19 protein-coding genes are annotated in these 21,917 nt (G+C 75.7%); 8 read left to right on the forward strand and 11 right to left on the reverse strand.

Going from position 1 to position 21,917, the window contains the following annotated elements:
• Positions 1 to 30: 30 nt before the first annotated feature.
• A complete protein-coding gene (locus ACI79K_RS04600; RefSeq protein WP_456595870.1) occupies positions 31 to 852 on the reverse strand; it encodes an SDR family oxidoreductase in 822 nt (273 codons plus the stop codon).
• 5 nt (positions 853 to 857) lie between these two features.
• A complete protein-coding gene (locus ACI79K_RS04605) occupies positions 858 to 1,853 on the reverse strand; it encodes a Gfo/Idh/MocA family protein (protein ID WP_456588087.1) in 996 nt (331 codons plus the stop codon).
• A gap of 38 nt (positions 1,854 to 1,891) precedes the next feature.
• On the opposite strand from ACI79K_RS04605, the gene ACI79K_RS04610 reads away from it, so the two are divergent.
• Positions 1,892 to 2,167 (forward strand): DUF4031 domain-containing protein, encoded by a 276-nt coding sequence (locus tag ACI79K_RS04610; protein ID WP_456588086.1) that lies wholly within the window; start codon positions 1,892 to 1,894, stop codon positions 2,165 to 2,167.
• Here ACI79K_RS04610 and ACI79K_RS04615 read toward each other — a convergent pair.
• Both ACI79K_RS04615 and ACI79K_RS04620 read right to left on the reverse strand, forming a co-directional pair.
• On the reverse strand, positions 2,109 to 2,765 hold the full coding sequence (locus ACI79K_RS04615; RefSeq protein ID WP_456588085.1) for an HD domain-containing protein: 657 nt from the start codon (positions 2,763 to 2,765) through the stop codon (positions 2,109 to 2,111). The two genes, ACI79K_RS04610 and ACI79K_RS04615, sit on opposite strands and share 59 nt — an antisense overlap.
• Entirely contained in the window at positions 2,762 to 4,027 is a 1,266-nt protein-coding gene (locus ACI79K_RS04620; RefSeq protein WP_456588084.1) for an ArgE/DapE family deacylase, read from the reverse strand. The genes ACI79K_RS04615 and ACI79K_RS04620 overlap by 4 nt, the downstream gene beginning before the upstream one ends.
• Before the next feature lie 60 nt (positions 4,028 to 4,087).
• On the opposite strand from ACI79K_RS04620, the gene ACI79K_RS04625 reads away from it, so the two are divergent.
• The 4 genes from ACI79K_RS04625 to ACI79K_RS04640 all read left to right on the forward strand — a co-directional run bounded on the left by ACI79K_RS04625 (position 4,088) and on the right by ACI79K_RS04640 (position 8,673).
• On the forward strand, positions 4,088 to 4,828 hold the full coding sequence (locus ACI79K_RS04625) for a phospholipid scramblase-related protein (protein ID WP_456599088.1): 741 nt from the start codon (positions 4,088 to 4,090) through the stop codon (positions 4,826 to 4,828).
• Between the two features lie 340 nt (positions 4,829 to 5,168).
• A complete protein-coding gene (locus ACI79K_RS04630) occupies positions 5,169 to 5,300 on the forward strand; it encodes a hypothetical protein (RefSeq protein ID WP_456588082.1) in 132 nt (43 codons plus the stop codon).
• 53 nt (positions 5,301 to 5,353) lie between these two features.
• Entirely contained in the window at positions 5,354 to 8,353 is a 3,000-nt protein-coding gene (locus tag ACI79K_RS04635) for a helix-turn-helix transcriptional regulator (protein WP_456599089.1), read from the forward strand.
• A 65-nt stretch (positions 8,354 to 8,418) separates the two neighbouring features.
• Positions 8,419 to 8,673 carry a hypothetical protein gene (locus tag ACI79K_RS04640; protein ID WP_456599090.1) on the forward strand — a complete coding sequence of 85 codons (255 nt, stop codon included), beginning with the start codon at positions 8,419 to 8,421 and terminating at the stop codon, positions 8,671 to 8,673.
• A 10-nt stretch (positions 8,674 to 8,683) separates the two neighbouring features.
• On the opposite strand, the gene ACI79K_RS04645 is transcribed toward ACI79K_RS04640, so the two are convergent.
• The 4 genes from ACI79K_RS04645 to ACI79K_RS04660 all read right to left on the reverse strand — a co-directional run bounded on the left by ACI79K_RS04645 (position 8,684) and on the right by ACI79K_RS04660 (position 14,259).
• On the reverse strand, positions 8,684 to 10,459 hold the full coding sequence (locus ACI79K_RS04645) for a DEAD/DEAH box helicase (RefSeq protein ID WP_456588079.1): 1,776 nt from the start codon (positions 10,457 to 10,459) through the stop codon (positions 8,684 to 8,686).
• 199 nt (positions 10,460 to 10,658) lie between these two features.
• Positions 10,659 to 12,746 (reverse strand): xanthine dehydrogenase family protein molybdopterin-binding subunit, encoded by a 2,088-nt coding sequence (locus ACI79K_RS04650; protein WP_456599091.1) that lies wholly within the window; start codon positions 12,744 to 12,746, stop codon positions 10,659 to 10,661.
• On the reverse strand, positions 12,743 to 13,756 hold the full coding sequence (locus tag ACI79K_RS04655) for an FAD binding domain-containing protein (protein ID WP_456599092.1): 1,014 nt from the start codon (positions 13,754 to 13,756) through the stop codon (positions 12,743 to 12,745). Before ACI79K_RS04655 ends, ACI79K_RS04650 begins: the two co-directional genes overlap by 4 nt.
• Positions 13,753 to 14,259, reverse strand: a complete 507-nt coding sequence (locus tag ACI79K_RS04660; protein WP_456588076.1) for a 2Fe-2S iron-sulfur cluster-binding protein — start codon at positions 14,257 to 14,259, stop codon at positions 13,753 to 13,755. The genes ACI79K_RS04655 and ACI79K_RS04660 overlap by 4 nt, the downstream gene beginning before the upstream one ends.
• 78 nt (positions 14,260 to 14,337) lie before the next feature.
• On the opposite strand from ACI79K_RS04660, the gene ACI79K_RS04665 reads away from it, so the two are divergent.
• Both ACI79K_RS04665 and ACI79K_RS04670 read left to right on the forward strand, forming a co-directional pair.
• Positions 14,338 to 14,892: an N-acetyltransferase family protein gene (locus ACI79K_RS04665; RefSeq protein WP_456599093.1), complete on the forward strand. Its 555-nt coding sequence runs from the start codon at positions 14,338 to 14,340 to the stop codon at positions 14,890 to 14,892.
• A 50-nt stretch (positions 14,893 to 14,942) separates the two neighbouring features.
• The gene (locus tag ACI79K_RS04670) at positions 14,943 to 16,976 is read left to right on the forward strand and encodes a DUF222 domain-containing protein (RefSeq protein WP_456599094.1); all 2,034 of its coding nucleotides are present in this window, start codon (positions 14,943 to 14,945) and stop codon (positions 16,974 to 16,976) included.
• A 9-nt stretch (positions 16,977 to 16,985) separates the two neighbouring features.
• On the opposite strand, the gene ACI79K_RS04675 is transcribed toward ACI79K_RS04670, so the two are convergent.
• Entirely contained in the window at positions 16,986 to 18,671 is a 1,686-nt protein-coding gene (locus ACI79K_RS04675; protein ID WP_456599095.1) for a DNA repair helicase XPB, read from the reverse strand.
• Positions 18,672 to 18,807: 136 nt separating this feature from the next.
• Between ACI79K_RS04675 and ACI79K_RS04680 the strand changes: the two genes are divergently transcribed.
• Positions 18,808 to 19,305 (forward strand): DUF1648 domain-containing protein, encoded by a 498-nt coding sequence (locus ACI79K_RS04680; RefSeq protein ID WP_456599096.1) that lies wholly within the window; start codon positions 18,808 to 18,810, stop codon positions 19,303 to 19,305.
• Here ACI79K_RS04680 and ACI79K_RS04685 read toward each other — a convergent pair.
• A complete protein-coding gene (locus tag ACI79K_RS04685; RefSeq protein WP_456599097.1) occupies positions 19,271 to 19,588 on the reverse strand; it encodes a DUF1905 domain-containing protein in 318 nt (105 codons plus the stop codon). The two genes, ACI79K_RS04680 and ACI79K_RS04685, sit on opposite strands and share 35 nt — an antisense overlap.
• A gap of 54 nt (positions 19,589 to 19,642) precedes the next feature.
• Positions 19,643 to 21,889, reverse strand: a complete 2,247-nt coding sequence (locus tag ACI79K_RS04690; RefSeq protein WP_456588069.1) for a helicase-associated domain-containing protein — start codon at positions 21,887 to 21,889, stop codon at positions 19,643 to 19,645.
• Between the last annotated feature and the right edge of the window lie 28 nt (positions 21,890 to 21,917).

Here is a 21,917-nt window from a genome sequence, read left to right on the forward strand (position 1 = left end):
CTGCAGCCGAGCCACCCGGTCGGGGGACGGTCAGCTGCCCGCCGGCACCCCGTCGGCGAGGTGCTCGGCGAACGTCCGCGGCGGCCGGCCGAGCAGCGTCGTCAGCACCCGCGGGCTGCCGGTGAAGCCGTGCTCCCGGTACCAGTCGAACATCGTGGTGCGGCAGCGCCCGGCGTAGCTCCCGTCGTCCTCGGCGTGCACGTCGACCGCGGTGACCGGCCGCCCGGAGCGCCCGGTGAGCAGCGCCGCGACGTCGGGGGCGGTGAGCTCCTCGGGGCCGACGGCCTCGAAGGTGCCGCTGTCCAGGCCGTCCTCGGTGAGGAGGACCGCAGCGGCGTCGGCGACGTCGCGGAGGTCGACGAAGGACTGCGCCTGCTGCAACCCCCACGGGCTGGGCAGCTCACCGGTCGCGGTCGCCGTTCCGATCGCGCCGTCGAGGTTGGCGGCGTACGCGCAGGGCTGCAGCACCCGCCACCGCGCGGCCGTGCCGGCGACGGCGCCGTCCAGCGCCTCCTCCACGCGGTCCTTCGCGGCGTGGTGCGGCATCGCGCGGATCTGGGGCCGCAGCACCGAGTGGTAGACGAGCCGGCGGACGCCCGCGCGGGCGGCGGCGGTCAGCACGGCGGGGGCACCGGTCGCCTCGTCCGGGTCGAAGTTCGGCCAGATCAGGTACAGGGCGTCGGCGCCGGCGAGCGCGGCGGAGAGATCGCCGGTGAGGTCGCCGACGACCACTTCAGCGCCGTCGAGCTCCGGCCGCGGTCGACGGGACGCCACCACCGCGCGAACCTGCTCCCCGCGCGCCAGCAGTGCCCGGACGACGGCGGTGCCGGTGGCCCCGCCCGCGGCGGTCACGACGATCACAGGACGTCGACCGCCTCGGCGTGCCGAACGCCCAGCTGGTCGGCGGCCTGGCCCAGCACGTCCTGGACGACGAGCGTGTCGGCCAGCGGCATCACGGCGCTCTCGGTCCGCCCGGCGCGCAGGCACTCGGTCACCTCGAGCAGCTCGTGCGCGTACCCGGCACCGGTCTGCGGCCGGGTGATCTCCTCCGGCTCGGCACCCGCGCGGTGCAGCACGATGGTCTGCGGGTGGTGGAAGCGGGGCACGACGTCGATCCAGCCCGTCGTCCCCACCACGCGCGCAGTCCCCGGCAGGGCGTACTTCAGCGACGTGGTGAGCGCGGCGTTGCGGCCGTCGTCCCAGCCGAGCAGGATCGCCGCCTCCGCGTCGGCGCCTGAGGGGAACAGCGAGCCGGTGGCGACGACGCGGTCGGGCGTGCCCAGCAGCATCTGGGCGAAGGAGACGACGTAGACGCCGAGGTCGAGCAGCGCGCCGCCGCCGAGCTCCAGGGCGAACAGCCGGTCGACCGGGTCGTACTCGCGCGCGACGCCCAGGTCGGCCTGCACCGAGCGCACCTCGCCGATCGCCCCGTCGGCCACCAGCTCGTTGAGCGCGACGACGGCCGGCTGGAAGCGGGTCCACATCGCCTCCATGACGAAGGTGCCCGTCCCGCGGGCCAGGTCGACGACCTCGGTGGCCCCGGCGGTGGTGGCGGTGAACGCCTTCTCCACGAGCAGCGCCTTCCCCGCGCGCAGGGCGCCCAGCGCGATCGCGTGGTGCTGCGGGTGCGGGGTGGCGAGGTAGAGGACGTCGACGTCGGGGTCGGCGAGGATCTCGGCGTAGGAGCCGTAGGCGCGCTCCAGGCCGTGCCGCGCGGCGAACCCGTCGGCCCGCTCCTGCGACCGGGATGCGACGGCGACCGCGCGGGCGCCCTCCACCACCGCGAAGTCCTCCACCACCTTCTCGGCGATGCGGCCCGGCCCGACGATTCCCCAGCGGATCTCGTTGCTCACCCGACAGACGCTAGCCGGGCCGGGCACACTGCTTCCTCGTGGCCGTGCTCATCGACAGCCCCGTGTGGCCCTGGCGGGGCCGGATGTGGTCGCACCTGGTCAGCGACGTCTCCTACGACGAGCTGCACGCGTTCGTCGCCGCCGAGCTGGGCATCCCGCGGCGCGCGTTCCAGGGTGACCACTACGACGTGCCTGCGGACCTCTACGACGCCGCCGTCGCCGCGGGCGCGCTGCCGGTGGGTTGCCGCGAGCTGCTCAGCCGTCTCCTGGCGGCGGGTCTGCGGCAGCGGAAGCGCGGGACCGCAGGAGCGTGAGCTCGGCGGTCAGGTTGGCGCGGGCGAGGGGTTCCCACTCCGCGGCGGCGGGGAGCCGGTAGAGGCGGGGCAGGCCGAGCAGCCGCTCCAGGACGGCGATCCGCCCGGCGGTGAACTCCTCGTCGGAGAGGTGCCCGTACTCGGCCCGCACCGCCGAGGCGTACCCCGCGTACGCGGCCGGGGGAGCGGCGAGCACGGCGAGGTCGGCGTCGCACAGGGCCGCGCCGTTGGCGTCCCCGGGTTCCGGGTCGTGCCCGGCCGTGAGCAGGACAAGCCGGGCCACCTCCTCGACCCGTTCCTCGGGCACCAGCCCCCGCAGCCCGGCGCGGGCGCGCTCGGCGCTGACCTGCTCGTTGTCCGGGCGCAGCGGGTCGTAGACGACGTCGTGGTACCAGGCGGCCAGGGCGACGGCGTCGGGGTCGGGGACGTCGGCGGAGAGCCGCTCGGCCAACCCGAGGACGGCGGCCAGGTGGGCGAGGTCGTGGTAGCGGCGGTGCGGCTCGCTCCAGGCGGCGACGAGCGCCGCCCACTCGGTGCGGGAGGTGGGGGAGTCCCCGGCGAGCGCCGCCCAGGCCTCGAACCCGACCGGGCCGCTCACCGGACCCCGCAGCTGCGCAGCGCCAGCAGGGCGAAGGCGCGGGCGGCGGTGACGAGTTCGGCGACGGGTACCCGCTCCTGCGGCCCATGGGCCAGGTGCAGGTCGCCGGGCCCGTAGTGCAGGGTCGGGATGCCCTCGGCCGCGTAGAGCCGCAGGTCGGTGCCCGCGGGGAGCGCCCGCTCGGGCGGGGGCGGCCCACCGGCGTCCACCACGGCCGCACGCACCGCCGGCAGCAGCGGGTGCCCGGCCGGCAGCTGACCGCTGGCGAACGCCCCTCCGGTCCACGTCAGCCGCACCGGGTGCGTGGCCAGCCAGGGGTGGGCGGCGCAGACCTCGGCGAGGCGGGTCTCCAGGGCCGCCCGCGCGGACTCCACCGGCTCGCCGATCCGCACGCCGTAGCGGCCCTCGGCGACCAGCCGGTCGGGCACCGAGCTCGCCCAGTCGCCGGCCTGCACCCGGCCGAGGGAGATGCCGTAGGGGAACCGGGCGTCGCCGAAGCGCGGATCGGCGTCCCGCTGCCGCTCGGCCTCGAATGCGAGCAGCGCGGCGTGCACGTGCGCGAACAGCTCCACCGCACTCACCCCGCGGTCGCGCATGGCGGCGTGCGCGGCGTGCCCGGTGATCTCCAGCCGGAAGGTGAGCGCCCCGGCGTGCGCCGTCACCACGGCCTGCGCCGTGGGTTCGGGGATGACGCACAGCTCGCCGGTGTGGCCGCGCCGCAGGGTGGCCCACGCGCCGAGACCGCCGTCCTCCTCGCCCACCACACCGTGCAGGGCGAGCGGCCGGGCCAGGCGCACCCCCGCCGTCCGCAGGGCGTGCACGGCGGCCAGGCAGGCGGCGACGCCGGCCTTCATGTCGCAGGCCCCGCGCCCGTGCACCGCGCCGTCGGCGAACCGGGGGACGAACGGGTCGCCGCCCCACAGCCCGAGGTCGCCGGGCGGGACGACGTCGGTGTGGCCGGAGAGCACCAGCGCCGGGGTGCCGTCGCCGCCGAGCGTGCCGACGACGCCCCAGGCCTCGGTGCGCACCACCTCCTGCCCGGGGGCGCCGGGGGCGGTCGCGGCCTCGGCGAGGTCGATCGGCCAGCGGTCGACGTCGCAGCCGAGCTCGTCGAGCCAGCCGGCGAGCAGGTGCTGGACCTCGCTCTCGGCGGCCGTGCCGCCGACGGACGGGACGGCGATCAGCGCGCAGAGCCGCTCCACCGCCCACCGCTCGTCGACGGCGGCGAGGACACGGGCCTCGACGTCGGTCAGGTCGGCCACGGTCGGAGTCTGGCACGCGGGTGCCGGGCGGTGCGGGGCAGCGGCGATAGCGTGACCGCCGTGAGCCAACCCCCGCCGCCGCCCGGCTGGTACCCCGATCCCGCCGGCGGCCAGGGCACCCGCTGGTGGGACGGCCAGGGCTGGTCCGAGCACGTCCAGCAGGCCACGCCGTCGCCTCCGCCGCAGCAGCCACCGGGAGCAGGCCCCTCGCTGTACGACCAGCCGGTCCTGCTGGTGAACCAGAAGACCAAGCTGATCGAGCTCACCAACGAGTACGCCGTCCTCGACGGCAACGGTCAGCAGATCGGCGCCGTCGTGCAGGTGGGGCAGAGCTCGCTGAAGAAGGCGGTGCGGCTGGTCTCCAGCCTCGACCAGTTCCTCACCCACCGGCTGGAGGTGCGCGACGCGCGCGGGCCGGTGCTGGTGCTCACCCGACCGGCGAAGCTCATGCGCTCGCGGGTGGTCGTGGAGCGGCCCGACGGGACGCCCGTCGGCGAGATCGTGCAGGCCAACGTCTTCGGCCGGATCCGCTTCGACCTGGTGGCCGGCGGGCAGCTCGTGGGCGCGATCCAGGCGGAGAACTGGCGCGCCTGGGACTTCGCCGTCACCGACGCCGCCGGCGTCGAGGTCACGCGGATCACGAAGAAGTGGGAGGGGCTGGCCCGGACCATGTTCACCACGGCCGACCGCTACGTCGTCCTGGTGCACTACCGGTTGCCCGAGCCGCTGGCCAGCATGGTCATCGCCTCGGCGCTCACCGTCGACACGGCGCTGAAGCAGGACGAGCGCGGCTTCAACTGAAAATTGCCGCCGGGCGGGTGTCGCGCCGGGGAGCGCGGGTAGCCTCGAAGACGTCCGGGCCGGGTGCATCGTGCCCCCGGGTGCCATTTGGTTACGCCTTCACGGACTACCGCCCCGACCTCGGTCGGGGGCCTGGAGCCGTGTTGTGCTTTTCGCCGCGAGGCGGCCGTCATCCGGTCCGGACCTCATCCCCGATCGGCCCCACCTCAGGGTGGGGCCGATCGTCGTGAGGGGGCCTCAGCCCCGCCCGGCGCCGTGGGACTGCCCGGCCGACCGATGCCGCGCAGCACCCCTCAGCACGACCGTTCCTCCCGTCAGCACGGACGAGGAAGGGACGGCCATGACCATGCACTACCCGAACCCAGGCCTGGACGCGGAGCTCGCCTACCGCCGGGAGGTGCTCCAGGCGCTCAGCCGTGGCGCCCGCACCGGGCGCGGTCCGTGGATGCGCCGCCGGCGGCGTTCTCGCTGAGCGCAGCCGGTCGGAGCGGATCCGGGGGAGTCCTGTCGTCCCCGCGTGCCACGATGCCAGCCGTGTCACGTTGGGACGACGCCCCGCTGGTGGGCCGGGCCGAGGAGCTCGCCCGCCTGCTCGCGCACGTCGAACGGGCCGTCGCCGGCCGGGCGTGCGCAGCGCTGCTCGCCGGCGACGCCGGCGTGGGCAAGACCCGGCTGCTCGACGAGCTGGGCCGGCGGGCGGCCGAGCGCGGGCTGCGGGTGCTCACCGGGCACTGCGTCGACCTCGGCGACGTCGGCCTGCCCTACCTGCCGTTCGTCGACCTGCTGCGCCCGCTCGCGGCCGACCCGGAGCTCGCCCCCGCGACCCGGCACAACCCGGTCCTCACCGGCCTGGTCTCGGGTCGGCCGGGCGCCCCGGTGCCGGTGCCGCCGCCCGGCGAGGGGCAGGACCTCGGCCGCCCGCTGCCGCACCGGGCCGCGCCCCAGCCGGTCGACGACGGGCGGCTGCAGCTGTTCGAGTCGGTCGCCGGGCTGCTGTGCGAGGTCGCCGCCACCGGCCCGCTGCTCCTCGTGCTCGAGGACGTGCACTGGGCCGACCGCTCCAGCCGCGACCTGCTGCGCTACCTGCTGGCCCGGCTGGTCGAGGAGCCGATCGCCGTCGTCGTCTCCTACCGCGCCGACGACCTGCACCGCCGCCACCCGCTGCGCCCCCTGCTCGCCGAGCTGGTGCGGCTGCCCGGTGTGGAGCGCATCGACCTGGCGCCGCTCCCGGACGGCGCGGTGGGGGAGCTGGTGCGCACGCTCGCGGGGGCGACCGGCGGTATCGCGGAGAGCACCGTGGACGACGTCGTCGCCCGGGCCGAGGGCAACGCCTTCTACGCCGAGGAGCTGCTCGCCGCGGGCCTGCAGGGCGAGGCGCTGCCGCTGGCGCTGGCCGACGTGCTGCTGGCCCGGGTCGAGCAGCGCTCCCCGGCGGCGCAGCGGGTGCTGCGGGTGGCCGCGGTCGCCGGGCGCCAGGTGCGCCACGAACTGGTCGCCGCGATCGGCGAGCTGGCGCCCGACGAGCTCGACCGGGCGCTCGCCGAGGTCGTGCACCACCACCTCCTCGTCGTCTCCGACGACGGCCGCTACCGCTTCCGGCACGCGCTGCTGCGCGAGGCCGTGCTGGCCGACCTCCTGCCGGGGGAGCGGGTGCGGCTGCACGCGGCGATCGCCGGCTACCTGGGCGCCCACCCCGACGCCGGCACCGCCGCCGAGCGCGCCCACCACGCGCGGGAGAGCAACGACCTGCCGGGTGCGTTCAGCGCCTCGCTGGAGGCCGCCGTCGCCGCCTGCTGCGTGGGCGCCCCGGCCGAGCAGCTGCAGCACCTGGAGGCGGCGCTCGCCCTGTGGCCGGCGGTCGCCGACGCGGCGGCGCGGGCCGGCCGCGACCAGGTGGCGCTGCTGGTGGAGACGGCCGCCGCCGCCCGCACCGCGGGCGAGCTGCACCGCGCGGTGGCACTGCTCCGCGCGGCGCTGGAACTGGTGGGGCCCGACGGCGACCCGGTGACGCGGGCCCGCCTGCACTACACGCTCGCGCAGGCGCTGGTCCGGCTCGACGACCACACCGGCGGGCACCGCGAGAGCAGCGCCGCCATGGCCCTGGTGCCGGCCGACCCGCCGTCGGAGGTGCGCACCTGGGCGGCGGCCACGCATGCGCGTATGTGCTTCGCCCTGAACCTGCTCGCCGAGGGCGACGCGGCCGCGGAGGAGGCGCTCGCGGCGGCCGACGTCCTGGGGCTGGACGGTGCGTGGTCGGACACCGCCGTCTCGCAGGTGCGCTCCCGCCCGGCCGCGGACGTCGAGGCGGTGCGGCGTCGCCTGAGCGAGGCGCTGGAGCGTGCCCGGCGCTCCGGTGACGTGGACGTGGAGATGCGGGCCTGGTTCAACCTCGCCATCGACCGGTTCGAGGCCGGCGACGTGGCGGGCTCGCTGGCGCTGACCGAGCAGGCGACCGAGCGGGCCCGGGGGCTGGGCGTCGAGTGGGCCACCTACCCGGCCGGGCTGCGGCACCTGCGGGTGACGGCGCTCTACACGGCGGGGGAGTGGGACGCGAGCCTGGCCGAGGCCGACCTGCTCGCCCGGGTGCCGGAGATGGCGGCGCACGTGCGTGCCGCCGCGCTGCTCGTGCTGGTCGGCCGGGGCGACCCGGCGGCACGGGACCGGCTGGCGTGGGCACGGTCGCTGGTCGAGCGGTCGAACACCCACTTCCTGCTCTCGCTGGTCACGGGGGCGGCCGAGATCGACCTGGCCGGCTGGGCGGGCGACCCGGAGACCGCCGTCGCCGTCGCCGTGGCCACCAGCGCCCGGCTGCGGCAGGTGTGGCCGTTCGACCACCTTGGGGTGCTGCGGCTGGTCGCCACCGCGCTGGGTGCGGCCGCCGACGCGGCCTGCGCGGCCGGCCTGGCGGGGGATCACGCCACCGCCGACGGCTGGGTGCGCCGCGGTGAGGAGCTGGTGGGGATCGCCCGCTCGGCGGTCGAGGTGTTCGAGCGCTCGGTGGGCGGGATGGGCGTCGAGGGCCTGGCCTGGCAGGCGCGGGCGCAAGCGGAGCAGGCGCGACTGGCGGGGAAGGCCGCGCCGGAGCTGTGGCAGGCGGCGGTCGAGGCGTTCGGCTACGGGCACGTGTACGAGGAGGCGAGGTCGCGGTGGCGGCTGGCCGAGGCGCTGCTGGCCACCGACGACCGGGGCGGGGCCGCCGTCGAGGCGCGCGCCGCGCACGAGGTCGCCGTCCGGCTGGGTGCCGCGCCGCTGCGCACGGCGGTCGAGGCGCTGGTCCGGCGGGGCCGGCTCGACGTCCCCGGCGTCCGGCTGGTGGACGTCTCCACGGTGCTCACCCCGCGTGAGCAGTCGGTGCTCGCGCTGCTGGCGAAGGGGCGCACCAACCGGCAGATCGGTGCGGAGCTCTACATCAGCGAGAAGACCGCGAGCGTGCACGTCAGCAACATCCTGGCCAAGCTCGGCGCGGGCGGCCGCACCGAAGCGGTCGCGATCGCCGCGGCCCGCGGTCTCCTGGTCGACGGGTGATGTTCCACGTCACCTCGTCGCGGAACCGGGCGTCGATCCAGGCCCACGGCCTGGACTGGCGGCGGATGGGCGATACCCCGGGGATCGCGGGCAGCCCGGTGCCGGAGCAGGAAGGCTGCTTCCTCGCCCCCGACGAGTGGACGGCGGACTACTTCGTCGCCATGAACAACACCGGCGGTCCGGTCGACGTCTGGGCCGTGGAGGACGTCGACCCCGCGGACCTGCTGACCTCGGGGGAGGGATACGAGTACTTCCCAGGCGTGATCCCGCCGGAGCGCCTCCGGCTCGTCCGGACGGACGTGCCCCCGGTCGAGAGCTGAGCGGTCCGCGTCAGAGCATCGTGCGCAGGCGCTCGCGGCGGGCGCGGAGCACGTCGACCGACGCCGACGCCGACGGCGGCCCGGGCACCTGCTGGCGCAGCTGGGTGTGCACCACGGCCTGCGGCTGCGAGGTCCGTGCGGCGACGCGGTTGACCAGCTTGTTGATCTCCCGGCGCAGCTCGGCGGCGTCGCGCCACGAGCGGCCGGCGTCGTCCTCGTCGGGGTGGTCCTCGACGACCATGAAGTCGTCGGCGTCGTTCCGGTGGCTCGCCGCGATGCGCAGCCGCAGCTCGTCGTCCCGCTTGGCCAGCAGCGACGCCGTCTGCTCGGGGGTGAGCAGCCCGGGGATGCCGAGGAAGTCCTCCTCCTCGGGGGCGACGACGGTCGCCGGGCCCCCCGCACCGGTGTGCGCCGTCCCACCGTGCAGGACGTGGGCGAAGCGGGCGTCGGCCTCGAGCGCCTCCCACTGCTTCATTTCGCCCTCGCGCGGCTCCCGCGGCGGCAGGTCGAGCGCCTCGAGCTCCTCGTCCGGCTGGCTCCGGGGCGGCGGCATGACGTGGTTGCGCTGCTCCTCCATGGAGGCGGCCAGCGACAGCAGCGGGCGGACGGCGGGGAGGAAGACGGTCGCCGACTCGTGCGGCGAGCGGGAGCGGACGACGCGGCCGACGGCCTGGGCGAAGAACAGCGGCGTCCGGTAGGAGGTCATCCAGGCCAGGACGGCGGCGCGCGGGACGTCGACGCCCTCGGAGATCATCCGCACGCAGACGGCGATCCGCGCCGTCCCGGTGGCGAACTTCTCGATCTTCTTCGACGCCTTCGGGTCGTCTGACAGGATCAGCTCCGGCGCCTTGCCGGTCACGCGGCGCACGATCTTGGCGTAGTCGCGGGCGTCGTCCTGGTCGCTGGCGAGGATCAGCCCGGCGGCGTCGGGCATGCCGCCCTCCTCGCGCAGGTGGGTGATCCGGTCGTCCATCGCGGCGATGACGTGCGGCACCCACTGGCCCTTGGGGTCCAGCGCGGTGCGCCAGGCCTGCATCTCCACCGACTTGGTGCCGGCCTCGGAGAGCGAGGCGGCGACCACCTCGCCGGCGGAGTTCCGCCAGCGCGAGGTGCCGGTGTAGGCGGCGAAGACGACGGGGCGGACGACGTTGTCGGCCAGCGCCTCCTTGTAGCCGTAGGTGTAGTCGGCGCGGCTGACCAGACCGCCCGCCTCGCCCTCGAAGGTGTCCTCCTCGTAGCGGACGAAGGGGATGCGCTCGTCGGGCTTGGTGCGGAACGGCGTCCCGGTCAGGCACAGCCGGCGGGCGGCCATGCCGTAGGCCTCCTCGACCGCCTCGCCCCAGGAGAGGCCGTCACCGGCGTGGTGCACCTCGTCGAGGATGACCAGCGACTTGACCGCGGTGGCGCGGGCGGCGTGCAGCATCGGCTTGCCCGCGACCTGCGCGTAGGTGGTGACGTAGCCCTGGGTGCCGGCGCGCACCGGGCCGACGGCGTTGGTCAGGTTCGGGTCGAGGACGATGCCCATCGCGTCGGCGGCCTCGGCCCACTGCAGGCGCAGGTGGTCGGTGGGGGCGACGACGACGACGCGGGCGACCTCGCGCCGGGACAGCAGCCGCGCCGCCAGGGTCAGGGCGAAGGTCGTCTTGCCGGCGCCCGGCGTAGCGGTGACGAGGAAGTCCTTGGGGGAGGCCTCCTCGTACTGGCTGAGGGCGGCCTGCTGCCATGCCCGGAGCGGTCGGCTGGTCGTCTGCGGGGCCCGGGCCGCCGCTGCTGCTGCAGTCGCCATGTCGGGGCCCATTCTGATCGGCGGCGGGGCAACACGCCCAACGGGGTCCTCCCGCGCGCCACCGCCGCCGCGACGTATGGGAAAGCCCGGACGAGTCGCTGACCAGCGCGTTCACGTCCGGCGTCACGACGGTATGGCGCGGATCACCGGCGTGCCGGACCGACTCGTCACGTCACGCCGGTCCCGCCCGACGCAGGGGTCAGGGCAGCCCCGCGAGGACCTTGTCGAGCGTCACCGGGAGGTCCCGCACCCGCACGCCGGTCGCCGCGTGCACGGCGTTGACGACCGCCGCCGCCGCTCCGGTGATACCGATCTCACCGATCCCCTTGGCGCCCATCACGTTGACGTAGGGGTCGTGCTCGTCGAGCCACACCGCCTCGATCTCGCCGACGTCGGCGTTGACGGTGATGTGGTACTCGGCCAGGTCGTGGTTGGCCACCTGCCCGATCCGGGAGTCCCAGACGCTGTTCTCGTGCAGCGCCATCGACAGCCCCATCGTCATCCCGCCGATGAGCTGCGAGCGGGCGGTGGTCGGGTTGATCACCCGGCCGACGCCGAAGACGCCGAGCATGCGCGGCACCCGGATCTCGCCGGTGTCGACGTCCACCCGCGCCTCCACGAACTGGGCGCCGAACGCGTAGGGGGCGTGCGCGTCGTCCTTGGCGGCCTGGTCGACGTCGCCGGAGACCTCGTCGCCGTCCGCCGGCGCCCCGCCGAACTTGTCGCGGAACGCGCGCGCGGCCACCACGAGCGCCGAGCCCCAGGTGTTCGTCCCCGAGGAACCCCCGGCCACCGACGCGACCGGGTAGCGGGTGTCGCCGATCCGCACCTCGACGTCGGCGACGTCCACCCCGAGGGCGTCGGCGGTGATCTGCGGCAGGATCGTCCAGGCCCCGGTCCCGAGATCGGCGGCGCCGATCTCGGCGATGTAGCGGCCGCCCTCGAAGCGCAGGTTCGCCGTCGAGGTGGCCTGGCGCATCGTCGGGTAGACCGAGGACGCGACCCCGTACCCGACGAGCCAGTTCCCCTCCCGCCGTCCGCGCGGGCGGTCGGCCCAGCCGAAGCGCTCGGCCCCCTCGCGCAGGCAGCGCACCAGGTTGCGGCTCGACCAGGGCTTGCCCGTCTCCGGGTCGACCTCGGGCTCGTTGCGGATCCGCAGCTCGATCGGGTCGATGCCCAGCTCCTCGGCCAGCTCGTCCATGGCGACCTCGGGGCCGAACATGCCCGGGCACTCTCCGGGCGCGCGCATCCAGGAGGGCACCGGGACGTCGAGGGCGGCCAGCCGGTGGGTGCTCCGCCGGCTGGGTGAGGCGTACATCATCCGGGCGGGGACGCCGGTCTGCTCCGCGAACTCCTTGATCCGCGAGGTCTGCTCGACGACGTCGATCGCGATCGCCTGGAGCCGGCCGCGGCGGTCGGCGGCCAGCTGCATCTGCTGGATCGTCGGCGTGCGGTAACCGGCCAGGAAGAACATCTGCTGCCGGGTGAGCGCGAGCTTCACCGGCCGGCCGGGCAGCGCGCGGGCGGCCATCGTCGCGAGCATGACGTTGGCGTGCGGCTGCCCCTTGGAGCCGAACCCGCCGCCCACGTACGGGCAGACCACCCGCACCTGCTCCTGCTCCAGGCCGAACACCTCGCAGACCGCGGCGCGGTCGGGGTGCACGCCCTGGGTGGAGTCCCACAGGGTCAGGAACTGCGCCTCGGCGTCCCACAGCGCCGTCGTCGCATGCGGCTCCAGGGGGTTGTTGTGGTACATCGCCGTCGAGTAGGTGCGCTGCAGCGTCACCTCCGCGGTGGCCATCGCCGCGGCGACGTCGCCCTCCGCGGTGTCGGTCTGGTGGCCGGCGTTGACCTTCTCCGGCTTGTAGAGGTCGTCCCGGTCGACGGCGAGCTCGGCGTCGTGCGGCTGCTCGTCGTAGGTCACGCGGATCGCGTCGGCGGCCTGTCGGGCGACCTCGGAGGTCTCCGCGACCACCACCCCGATCGGCTGCCCGCGGAAGGCCACCTCGTCGCTCTGCAGGACGGCGTACTCGGCGTCCTCGGTGCTCGCCAGCCGCTCGGCGTCGAACGGGGTGAGGATCCGCAGCACCCCGTCGAGGGCCGCGGCCGCCGTGGTGTCCATGGCGGTCACGCGGCCGCGGGCGACGGTCGCCTGCACCGGGTGGCAGTAGGCGGGGTTCTCCACCGGCGTCTCGACGGCGTAGGTCGCGGTGCCCCGCACCTTGGCCTCGCCGTCGCGCCGGACCAGCCCCTGCCCGATCGCGCGCGGCTCCAGCAGGTCGGTCATGACTGCTCCTCGGTCAGCGTGCGCAGGGTGGCGGCGACGGTGCGGGTGACGAGCGGGATCTTGAAGCCGTTGCCGCCCTCGACGCCGGGCTGCGGCTGGGCGGCCGCGAGTTCGGCGTCCATCGCGGCCCGGACGGCGTCGTCGGTGAGCGGCTGCCCGCGCAGGATCTCCTCGGCGCGGGACGCCCGCCACGGCTTGTGCGCCACCCCGCCGAGCGCGATGCGGACGTCGCCGTCGTGCACCACGGCCGCGACGCTCACGAGCGCGAAGGCGTACGAGGCCCGGTCGCGCACCTTCCGGTAGGCGCTCCGCGTCCCCGCCGACAGCGGCGGCAGGTCGATCGCGGTGATCAGCTCGCCGTGCTCCAGCACCGTGTCCCGCGACGGGTCGTCGCCGGGGAGCCGGTGCAGGTCCGTGAACGGGATGGTGCGGACGCCGGCCGGGCCGAGGGTGTGCACCCGCGCGTCGAGCGCGGCGAGCGCGACGGCCATGTCGGAGGGGTGGGTGGCGATGCAGGTCTCGGGGGCGGTCGGATCCGGCAGCGCACCCGGCGTCCCGAGGATCGCGTGGTAGCGCACGTAGCCGCCGACCGCGGAGCAGCCGGTACCTGGCTCGCGCTTGTTGCAGGGCGTCGTGACGTCCTGGAAGTACGGGCAGCGGGTGCGCTGCAGCGGGTTGCCCCCGGTGGTCGCCATGTTCCGCAGCTGCCCGGCGGCACCGGCCAGCAGGGCCTGGGCGAGCACCGGGTAGCGCTCCCGGACCCGGCCGTCGGCGGCGACCTCGCTGTTGGTGCTGGCGGCGCCGAGGCGCAGCCCGCCGTCGTCGAGGTCGGTGATCTCGCGGGAGGTCAGGGTGCGGACGTCGACGACCAGGTCGGGCCGGGCGACGCCGAGGCGCAGGTGGTCGACCAGGTTGGTGCCGCCGGCGAGGAAGACGGCGTTCGGCTCGGCGGCGACGTCGCGGACCGCCTCGGCGACGTCGCCGGGCTTGGCGAAGGTGAACGGCTTCACCGGCCCGCCGCCTCTTGCACGGCGGGCGTGATGTTGACGTAGGCGGCGCAGCGGCACAGGTTGCCGCTCATCCGCTCGGCGACCTCGTCGTGCGTCATCTCCGGCTCGCTGGTGAGGTCCTCGGTGACGTGGCTGGGCCAGCCCTTCTCGAATTCCTCGATGACGCCGACCGCCGAGCAGACCTGGCCCGGGGTGCAGTAGCCGCACTGAAAGGCGTCCCGCTCCAGGAAGGCCCGTTGCACCGGGTGCAGCTCGCCGTCGCGGGCCAGCCCGTCGGCGGTGGTGATCTCCGCGCCGTCGTGCGCGACCGCGAGCGCGAGGCAGGAGAGCGCCCGCTGCCCGTCGAGCAGGATCGTGCAGGCCCCGCACTGTCCGTGGTCGCAGCCCTTCTTCGGGCTGGTGTTGCCCAGCCGCTCGCGCAGCGCGTCGAGCAGGGAGGTGCGGGTGTCGACGGTCAGCCGGCGGGTCTCGCCGTCGACCCGCAGCGTGATGTCCGCGTCCATGGCCCGCCGGTGCCCCCGCCGGTCGGCGTGGCAAACCCGGTGCAGATGACAAGCGGGTGTCCTGCCAGGCTGCCGGGCGTGATCGACGAGCCGGTTCTGCGGTGGTGCACGACGCCGGGCGAGGTGGGGGAAGGCCTGTGCTCCCAGCTCACGTCGTGCTGGCGCGATGTCGCGAACGCCGGGGGAGCGGTCGGCTTCGCCCAGCGGCTGCCCGTCGGTGACGACGTGGTGCGTCCCGTCGTCGACCGGCTCGTCGCCGGCCTCGATCCCCAGCTCCAGCGGCTCCTCGTCGCCACGCGGGGGGAAGACGTGGCTGGGTGGCTCGTGCTGACCGGCAACGCCGATCCCGTGACGGCGCACTGGGCCCGCGTGACCCACGTGCAGACGGCGCTGCCCGCGCGCGGGATGGGGGTCGGTGGCGCGCTGATGGCCGAGGTGGCCCGCGCGGCGCGGGGTGACCTGGGCCTGGACGCGCTCCGGCTGGAGGTGCGCGGCGGCATGGGGCTCGAGGCCTTCTACGGCCGGTATGGCTGGACGGTGACCGGTCGCTGGCCCGGCGCTCTGCAGATCACCCCCGACGACCGGCGGGACGAGGTGCTCATGGGTCTGGACCTGGTCGCGACCCGGTCCTGACGCAGGAGCGGTCGCGCGGAATTGTCGGTGGTCGAACGTATGTTCGGAGCATGTCAGACGCCGGGACGACGACCAGTGCCCCACCGGGTGCGCCTGCGGTCGGCTGGGCGACCGGGCCGCTCGGCGCGGTGCAGGCCGCCGACCGGGAGATCGGCCGGCAGACCGCGCTGCGCGCCCGGGCGGTGGCCGAGTTCGCGGCGGCCCGTCCGGCGTCCGTGGACCGGCAGCCGGGCGAGCCGGGCGCCATGAGCGCCGATCGCCGGGCCTCCAGGCCGGAGGTGCTCGCCGACGTCAGCGAGTGGGCCACCCAGGAACTCGCCGTCGCCCTGTCCCGCACTTCGCAGTCGGCCGAAGCGCTGCTCACCCGGTCCTTGACGCTCGTGCACCGGCTGCCCGGGACGCTGCAGGCCCTCGAGTCGGGCACGCTGCACGACGGGCACCTGTGGCCGATGCTCGGCACCGTCGCGCCGATCGCGGACCCGAAGGTCCGCGCCGAGGTGGAGGCCGAACTGCTCGCCTGGGTCGCCCGGCGGACCACCACCACCCCGGCGCAGCTGGGTGACAAGGCGCGGCGTGTGGTCCTCCGGCGCGATGCGCGCGACGCGGCCGGACGGCTGGCCCGAGCGCTGCGCGACCGCGGCGTCTCCGTGCGGCCGGGCACTGCGGACGGGACGGCGGTGCTGAGCGCGCTGCTCACGGTGCCCGAGGCCCAGGCGCTGCTGGACGCCCTGGGTCGGTACGCCGACGCCCTCGACACCGGCCCCGATGACCAGCGCACCCGTGGGCAGAAGATGGCCGACTGCCTGCTCGACCTCGTCCTGCGGCCCGGGGAGCACGAGATGCCGCCGGTGACCGCGCAGCTGACCGTGGTCGCCGGGGTGCGCACCCTGCTGGGCGGCGACGAGCCGGGCGAGATCTCCGGGCAGGTGGTCCCGGCGGAGATGGTGCGGGCGCTCGCCCGTGCCCTGGGGCTGCTCCCCGACGCCGCTGGGGAGGAAGCCGCACCGGTCGTTGCTCCGTCCGTCGCGCCACCCACCCCGGCACGCGCCGCCTGGCCCACGGAGGAGGAGGCCTTCGCCGACTGGTGGGCAGCCTCCGAGGCGCTCGTCCTCGCTGAGTGGGGCGGTGCGGAGGAGCCGCCGGAGGCGGAGATGGAACGCTACTGGGCCGAGCAGGCCCGCTTCCACCGCATGCCCTCACCGGTGGACATGGGCGTGTTCGACCCGCCGCGGGCCGGTGCGGCACCGCCCCTCGACGCATGGTGGTCCGACGGACCCGCGCCCGGCGACGGTGCGCGCGCCCGCTCCACCTCACCGGCCGACGACGGTCCCGGGTCCGAGGTACATCCTCAGCCTGCCGTCGGCACGTGGGCGGCGGCCGATCGTGCCGTCGATGTCGCAGGCGCGGCGCTGCTCGACCTGGAGCGCGCCGTCGGGCGGGCGCAGCGTGCGGTCGCGGCCGCGCGGCTCGCCGACGCGGACGACGAGGAGGCGTGGCAAGCCGGCCCCGAGGGCCGGGCGTCTGCGGCACCCGATGCGATCACCGCGTTGACCGCGGCGGCCCAGCAGCAGCGCGTGGCCCTGGCCGACCTGCTGCACCGCACCGGAGGTGGAGGCCTCGCCGACCGGCCGCGCATCGCCGTGGTGGACGAGCTCACCGGGGCCCTGCTGGCGCTCACCGATGTGCCGGAGCTCTGCCGGCTGGCCGTCTGCGGGGACGCCGCCTGCCGCCGCGACCCGACCGGGTGCGATCACGACCTGACCGGTCGGCCCGGGCTCGGCCCACCGTCACCCACCGACGGCTACCGGCCGGGCACCGCGCTCGACCGTTTCCTCCGCGCCCGCGACCGGCGCTGCCGCTTCCCCGGCTGCCGTCGGCCGGTCCCGCGCGGCGGCGAGCTCGACCACGACCGCCCGTACCCCGACGGACCCACCGCGGTGACCAACCTCGTCGGCTACTGCACGTCGCACCACCGCGGCAAGCACCAGGCCCCCGGGTGGCAGCACGAGCTCGCACCGGACGACACCCTGACGGTCACCACACCGAGCGGCCTGGTGGCGGCGACATCGCCACCGCCGTTCTGAGGCGGTGGCTCAGTCGGCCGGCTCGTCCACCCAGTCGGGCCCGTTGACCTCGCCTGGGCCGGCCAGGTCGCCGGCGTCGACGATCGTGTACGCGTAGCCCTGCTCGGCGAGGAAGCGCTGCCGGTGCGCGGCGTACTCGCTGTCGAGGGTGTCGCGGCTGACCACCGTGTAGAAGTGCGCCTGCCGGCCGTCGGCCTTGGGCCGCAGCACCCGGCCGAGCCGCTGCGCCTCCTCCTGGCGCGACCCGAACGTCCCCGACACCTGCACGGCGACGGCGGCCTCGGGCAGGTCGATGGAGAAGTTGGCGACCTTGGAGACGACGAGAGTCTTGATCTCGCCGATGCGGAACGCCTGGAAGAGGCGCTCGCGCTCCTTGTTCGTCGTCGACCCCTGGATGACCGGGGCGTCGAGGGCCTCGCCCAGCGCCTCGAGCTGGTCGAGGTAAGCGCCGATGACGAGCTTCTGCTCCTCGGGGTGCCGCTCCAGCACCCGGCGGATCACCGGCAGCTTCGACTGCGCCGTGGCGGCGATCCGGTAGCGCTCCTCCGGTTCGGCGACGGCGTAGGTCATCCGCTCCTCGTCGTCGAGCGCCACCCGCACCTCGACGCACTCGGCCGGCGCGATGTAGCCCTGCTGCTCGATGTCCTTCCACGGCGCGTCGTAGCGCTTCGGCCCGATGAGCGAGAAGACGTCGTCCTCCCGCCCGTCCTCGCGCACCAGCGTGGCCGTGAGGCCCAGCCGACGGCGGGACTGCAGATCGGCGGTCAGCCGGAAGATCGGCGCGGGCAGCAGGTGCACCTCGTCGTAGACGATCAGGCCCCAGTCCTGCGCGTCGAACAGGTCCAGGTGCCGGTACTCGCCCTTCCGGCGGGTGGTGATCACCTGGTAGGTCGCGATCGTGACCGGGCGGATCTCCTTGCGCTCGCCGGAGTACTCGCCGATCTCCTCCTCGGTCAGCGTGGTGCGGGCGATGAGCTCGCGCTTCCACTGCCGCCCGGAGACGGTGTTGGTCACCAGGATCAGCGTGGTCGCCTTGGCCTCGGCCATCGCCGCGGCGCCGACCAGCGTCTTGCCGGCCCCGCAGGGCAGGACGACGACGCCCGAGCCGCCGGCCCAGAAGCCGTCGACGGCCTCCTGCTGGTAGTCGCGCAGCTGCCAGTCCTCCTGGTCCAGGAAGATCGGGTGCGCCTGGCCGTCCACGTAGCCGGCGAGGTCCTCGGCCGGCCAGCCCACCTTGAGCAGCGCCTGCTTCAGCCGCCCGCGCTCCGAGGGGTGGACGACGACGGAGTCCGCGTCGATGCGGGCGCCCAGCATCGGGGCGACCTTCTTCGACCGGATGACCTCCTCCAGCACCGCGCGGTCGGTGCTGGAGAGCACCAGCCCGTGCACCGGGTTGTTCTGCAGCGTCAGCCGGCCGAACCGGTCCATGGTGTCCGCGATGTCGACCAGCAGCGCGTGCGGCACCGGGTAGCGCGAGTAGCGCACCAGCGCGTCCACGACCTGCTCGGCGTCGTGGCCGGCGGCGCGCGCGTTCCACAGCGCCAGCGGCGTCACCCGGTAGGTGTGCACGTGCTCGGGGGAGCGCTCCAGCTCGGCGAACGGCGCGATCGCCGCCCGGCAGTCGCGGGCCAGCGGGTGGTCGACCTCGAGCAGCAGGGTCTTGTCCGACTGGACGATGAGCGGACCGTCGTTCACGCGGGGGAGTCCTTCGATCGGGGGCGGCGGCGCGGCGGGCGCACCGGACTGACCACGGTAACGCCGGGGGACGACACGGCCTTCCCCCGCACGACGGCCCGGCTCCGGCGCAGCCGCCGGGGGTTAGGTTGCCGGGATGCGGGCGAGGAGCTGGTTCGCCGCCGCAGCGGCGCTGTACGCCGCGGTCTGGGTGTGGGCGTGGACGCGGATGCCCGACCGGGTGCCCGTCCACTTCGGCCCCGGCGGCGAGCCGGACACCTGGGCCGGCCGGCCCGCGGCCCTGGTCGGCGCGGCGGTGCTCGGGCTGGGCATGGCGGCGGTCTTCGCCGGCTGCGCCCGGTTCGTCCGCCGGTGCCGCCCCGAGCTGGTCAACGTGCCGAACCCGGGGTACTGGAAGCGGGCGGAGAACCTCGACCGGCTGCGCGGGATGATCACGACGGACCTGTGGCTGATCGGCGCCTGGACGTTCCTGCTCCTCACCGGGGTGCAGTGGCTCGTCGTCCGCGCCGCCACGGCCGGCGACCCCGGCCTCGGTCCGTGGCCGCTGGTGCTGGTCGGCGGCTACCTGGCGGGGCTCGCGGCCCACCTGGGCTGGATGTTCACCCGCCGCTACGCCGTGCCAGCGGAGCCGTGACGGCCAGCTCGACCCGGACGCGGTCCCCGGCGTCGAGCCGCTCCGCCGCCCGCACCGACCTCTTGACCGGGAGAAGGTAGCTGCCGCTGCCGGCGTCGGGGAACAGCGACGTCTGCCACGAGGTGCTGCCCACCGTGGCGGTGACGCGCACGGAGCCGAACGCGCTGCGGCCCGTGGCACCGGCCTCGCGCACCTTGTCGGCCACCTCCGGCGGCAGGGTGAGGAAGTGCCAGCCCGCCGGCCCGTCGTGCACCCAGAGCTCGGCGGTGAACGTCTCGGTCACGGCGGCACGGTAGGCCGCGGCACCGACGGTTCGCCGTGCCGGAGACCGCGCGCCTCAGCCGGCCGCGTCGCCCTCCACCAGCGCCACCGAGGTGATCCGGTGGACGGCGAAGGTGCGGCTCTCCCCGCGGCGTTCGTCGTAGCCCTGCAGGAACCCCCCGGCCAGCGACACCGGCTGGACCACGCGCTGGCTGCCGCTGCCCTGGGCGTCCACGTAGCCCAGCCACACCGGCACGCCCTCCCGCACGGCCCGCGACAGCAGCTCCAGCGTCGACGCCGTCGTCACGCCCGGCACCTGCCGCACCGCCTCCCCGCGGCGGGCGGCCAGCGCGGCGTCGCCGGCCCGGATCTCCCGCACCGTGGCGTCCAGGTCGGTGCCGCTGAGCGGGCGCGGCGCGGCCGGTGGCTCGGTGCCGCGGCGGCCCACTGCGCGCGGCCGGGCCGGCGGCCGGGTGAGCACCGCCCCGCCCGGGTGCTCGCCGGCCGGGGCGTACCCGGCCTCGCGCAGCACGGTGAGCACCTCGTCGGCGCCCAGCCCGCTCACCAGCACGCCCGGGGCCAGGCGGCGCAGCTCGGCCCCGGCGGTGCGCCGGTCGCTGAGCACCTGGGACAGCAGGCCGTGGTCGTCCGAGCGCACGTAGGACTCGATCGACCCGACCCGCAGCCGCCCGTGCTGCCGGGCCACGTCGTCGACGAGGTAGTCCAGCGCCTGCGGCACAGGGGTGCGGGACGCCCGGGCGAAGAAGTCGTGCAGGTCCGACGCCGACCAGCCGGCGTCCAGCGCCCGCCGCACGCTGCCCTCCGACACCCGGAACACCGTGGCGCCGCCGGAGGACTCGACGTCGGCGACGACGGCCAGCGTGTCGGCCAGCTCGGCGACCAGCGGTCCCGGCGCGATCAGCGACAGGTCCGGCTGGGCGAGGACGTGGTCGACCGGCTCGGGCAGCAACCCCCGCATGCCGTCGGCGGCGCCGTCCTCGCCGGCGGCCAGCAGGCCGCGGCCACCGGTGGAGAGCACCCCGCCCACGAGCACCCCGAGCCGCGCGGCCTCGGCGAGCATGTCGGGCACCGGCGCCAGCCGGTCCGCCCGGCGCGGGGTGCGCCAGCGCAGCAGCGCGGTGAGGTCGTCGGGCGCCAGCCCCGAACCCGGCGGCTGCTCGGCGAGCACGGCCAGCGCCGACCGGCGGATCGCCGGCGCGGTGTGCCGCACCAGGTCGGGGGAGAGCGGGTTGGCGGCCTTGCCGGCCAGGTCGCGCACCCCCACCAGCGAGGGCAGCCGGACACCGCCGAGCCAGCCGGCCGCGAGCGCCGCCCAGCGGTCGGCGAGGTCCTGCTCCCGCCACACGTCGTAGGCCCGCGTGGGCAGCCACTCGTCCCGGTGCGGCCCACCCACGTCGAGCAGCCCGCCGGCGTGCGCCAGCTCCAGCAGCCAGGCGGCGTCGGGCTCGGCGACCTTCAGCGTCTTCGCCAGCCGCTTCTGGTCGCGCACGCCGACCCCGCCGCTGCGCAGCAGCCCGGCCGGCTCCTCCTCCAGGAGCGCGAGCAGCTCCCCGACGCGCCCGACCGACTCCAGCGCGGCACCGGCGGCCTGCCGGTCCACCACCTGCGGGTCCCGCGTGACGACGGCGGGCTCCGGGCGACGGCGCGGCGAGCCGTACGGCCGGTCGCCGCGCAGCAGCAGGCCGATCTCGCGGGGCAGCTCGACGTTCAGCGCGTCGATGCGGGCGAGCAGTCCGCGCTGCAGCAGCCGCCGGGCCGGTGACGCGCCGCCGTTCGGCGAATCGGGCAGGTGGCCGACCGGCCGGTCGCCGGCCAGCCGCTCCAGGACGGCGCGTTCGTCCGGGGCGAGCTCGGCGAGCGCGGCGGGGAGGTCGGCGGGCAGCTGCAGGCGCAGGTCCACCGCGCGGCGACCCAGGCCGGCGGGGTGCCGGACGGCACGGCGCACCGGGTCGGGGGCGTGCAGCACGTCGTCGCCCCAGAGCAGCGCCCGCGCGGTGAGCGCCTCGATCGCGCCGGCGATCACGTCTTCGCCGACCTCGGGCAGCTCCCCGAACAGCGCGTCGGGCGCCAGACCGTCGGTGGGCGCGAGCAGCACCACGTCCAGCACCTGCAGGGTCGCGGCGTCCAGCTCGTCCAGCGCGCGGTCCACCGACACCGGGACAGCCAGCCGGCTGGCGAGCGCGACGACGTCGGACGGCGCGGGGCGGGCCACGTCGGGCCGGGCCGCCAGCAACGCGCGCAGCTGCTCGTCGCTGCGGGTGCGCAACCAGGCGGCGAGCGTCGCAGGAGCTTCCGTGGGCATCCGGTCCACGCTACGTCGCCGCCCCCGC

This window comes from Blastococcus sp. SYSU DS0616 (assembly GCF_054051015.1).

What these genes read in the sequence shown, in the direction of transcription:
- ACI79K_RS04630 (WP_456588082.1), top strand. Translation starts at nt 5,169, where the DNA reads ATGACCATGCACTACCCGAACCCAGGCCTGGACGCGGAGCTCGCCTAC.
- ACI79K_RS04635 (WP_456599089.1), top strand. Translation starts at nt 5,354, where the DNA reads ATGCCAGCCGTGTCACGTTGGGACGACGCCCCGCTGGTGGGCCGGGCC.
- ACI79K_RS04640 (WP_456599090.1), top strand. Translation starts at nt 8,419, where the DNA reads ATGGGCGATACCCCGGGGATCGCGGGCAGCCCGGTGCCGGAGCAGGAA.
- ACI79K_RS04645 (WP_456588079.1), bottom strand. Translation starts at nt 10,459, where the DNA reads ATGGCGACTGCAGCAGCAGCGGCGGCCCGGGCCCCGCAGACGACCAGC.
- ACI79K_RS04650 (WP_456599091.1), bottom strand. Translation starts at nt 12,746, where the DNA reads ATGACCGACCTGCTGGAGCCGCGCGCGATCGGGCAGGGGCTGGTCCGG.
- ACI79K_RS04660 (WP_456588076.1), bottom strand. Translation starts at nt 14,259, where the DNA reads ATGGACGCGGACATCACGCTGCGGGTCGACGGCGAGACCCGCCGGCTG.
- ACI79K_RS04670 (WP_456599094.1), top strand. Translation starts at nt 14,943, where the DNA reads ATGTCAGACGCCGGGACGACGACCAGTGCCCCACCGGGTGCGCCTGCG.
- ACI79K_RS04680 (WP_456599096.1), top strand. Translation starts at nt 18,808, where the DNA reads ATGCGGGCGAGGAGCTGGTTCGCCGCCGCAGCGGCGCTGTACGCCGCG.
- ACI79K_RS04690 (WP_456588069.1), bottom strand. Translation starts at nt 21,889, where the DNA reads ATGCCCACGGAAGCTCCTGCGACGCTCGCCGCCTGGTTGCGCACCCGC.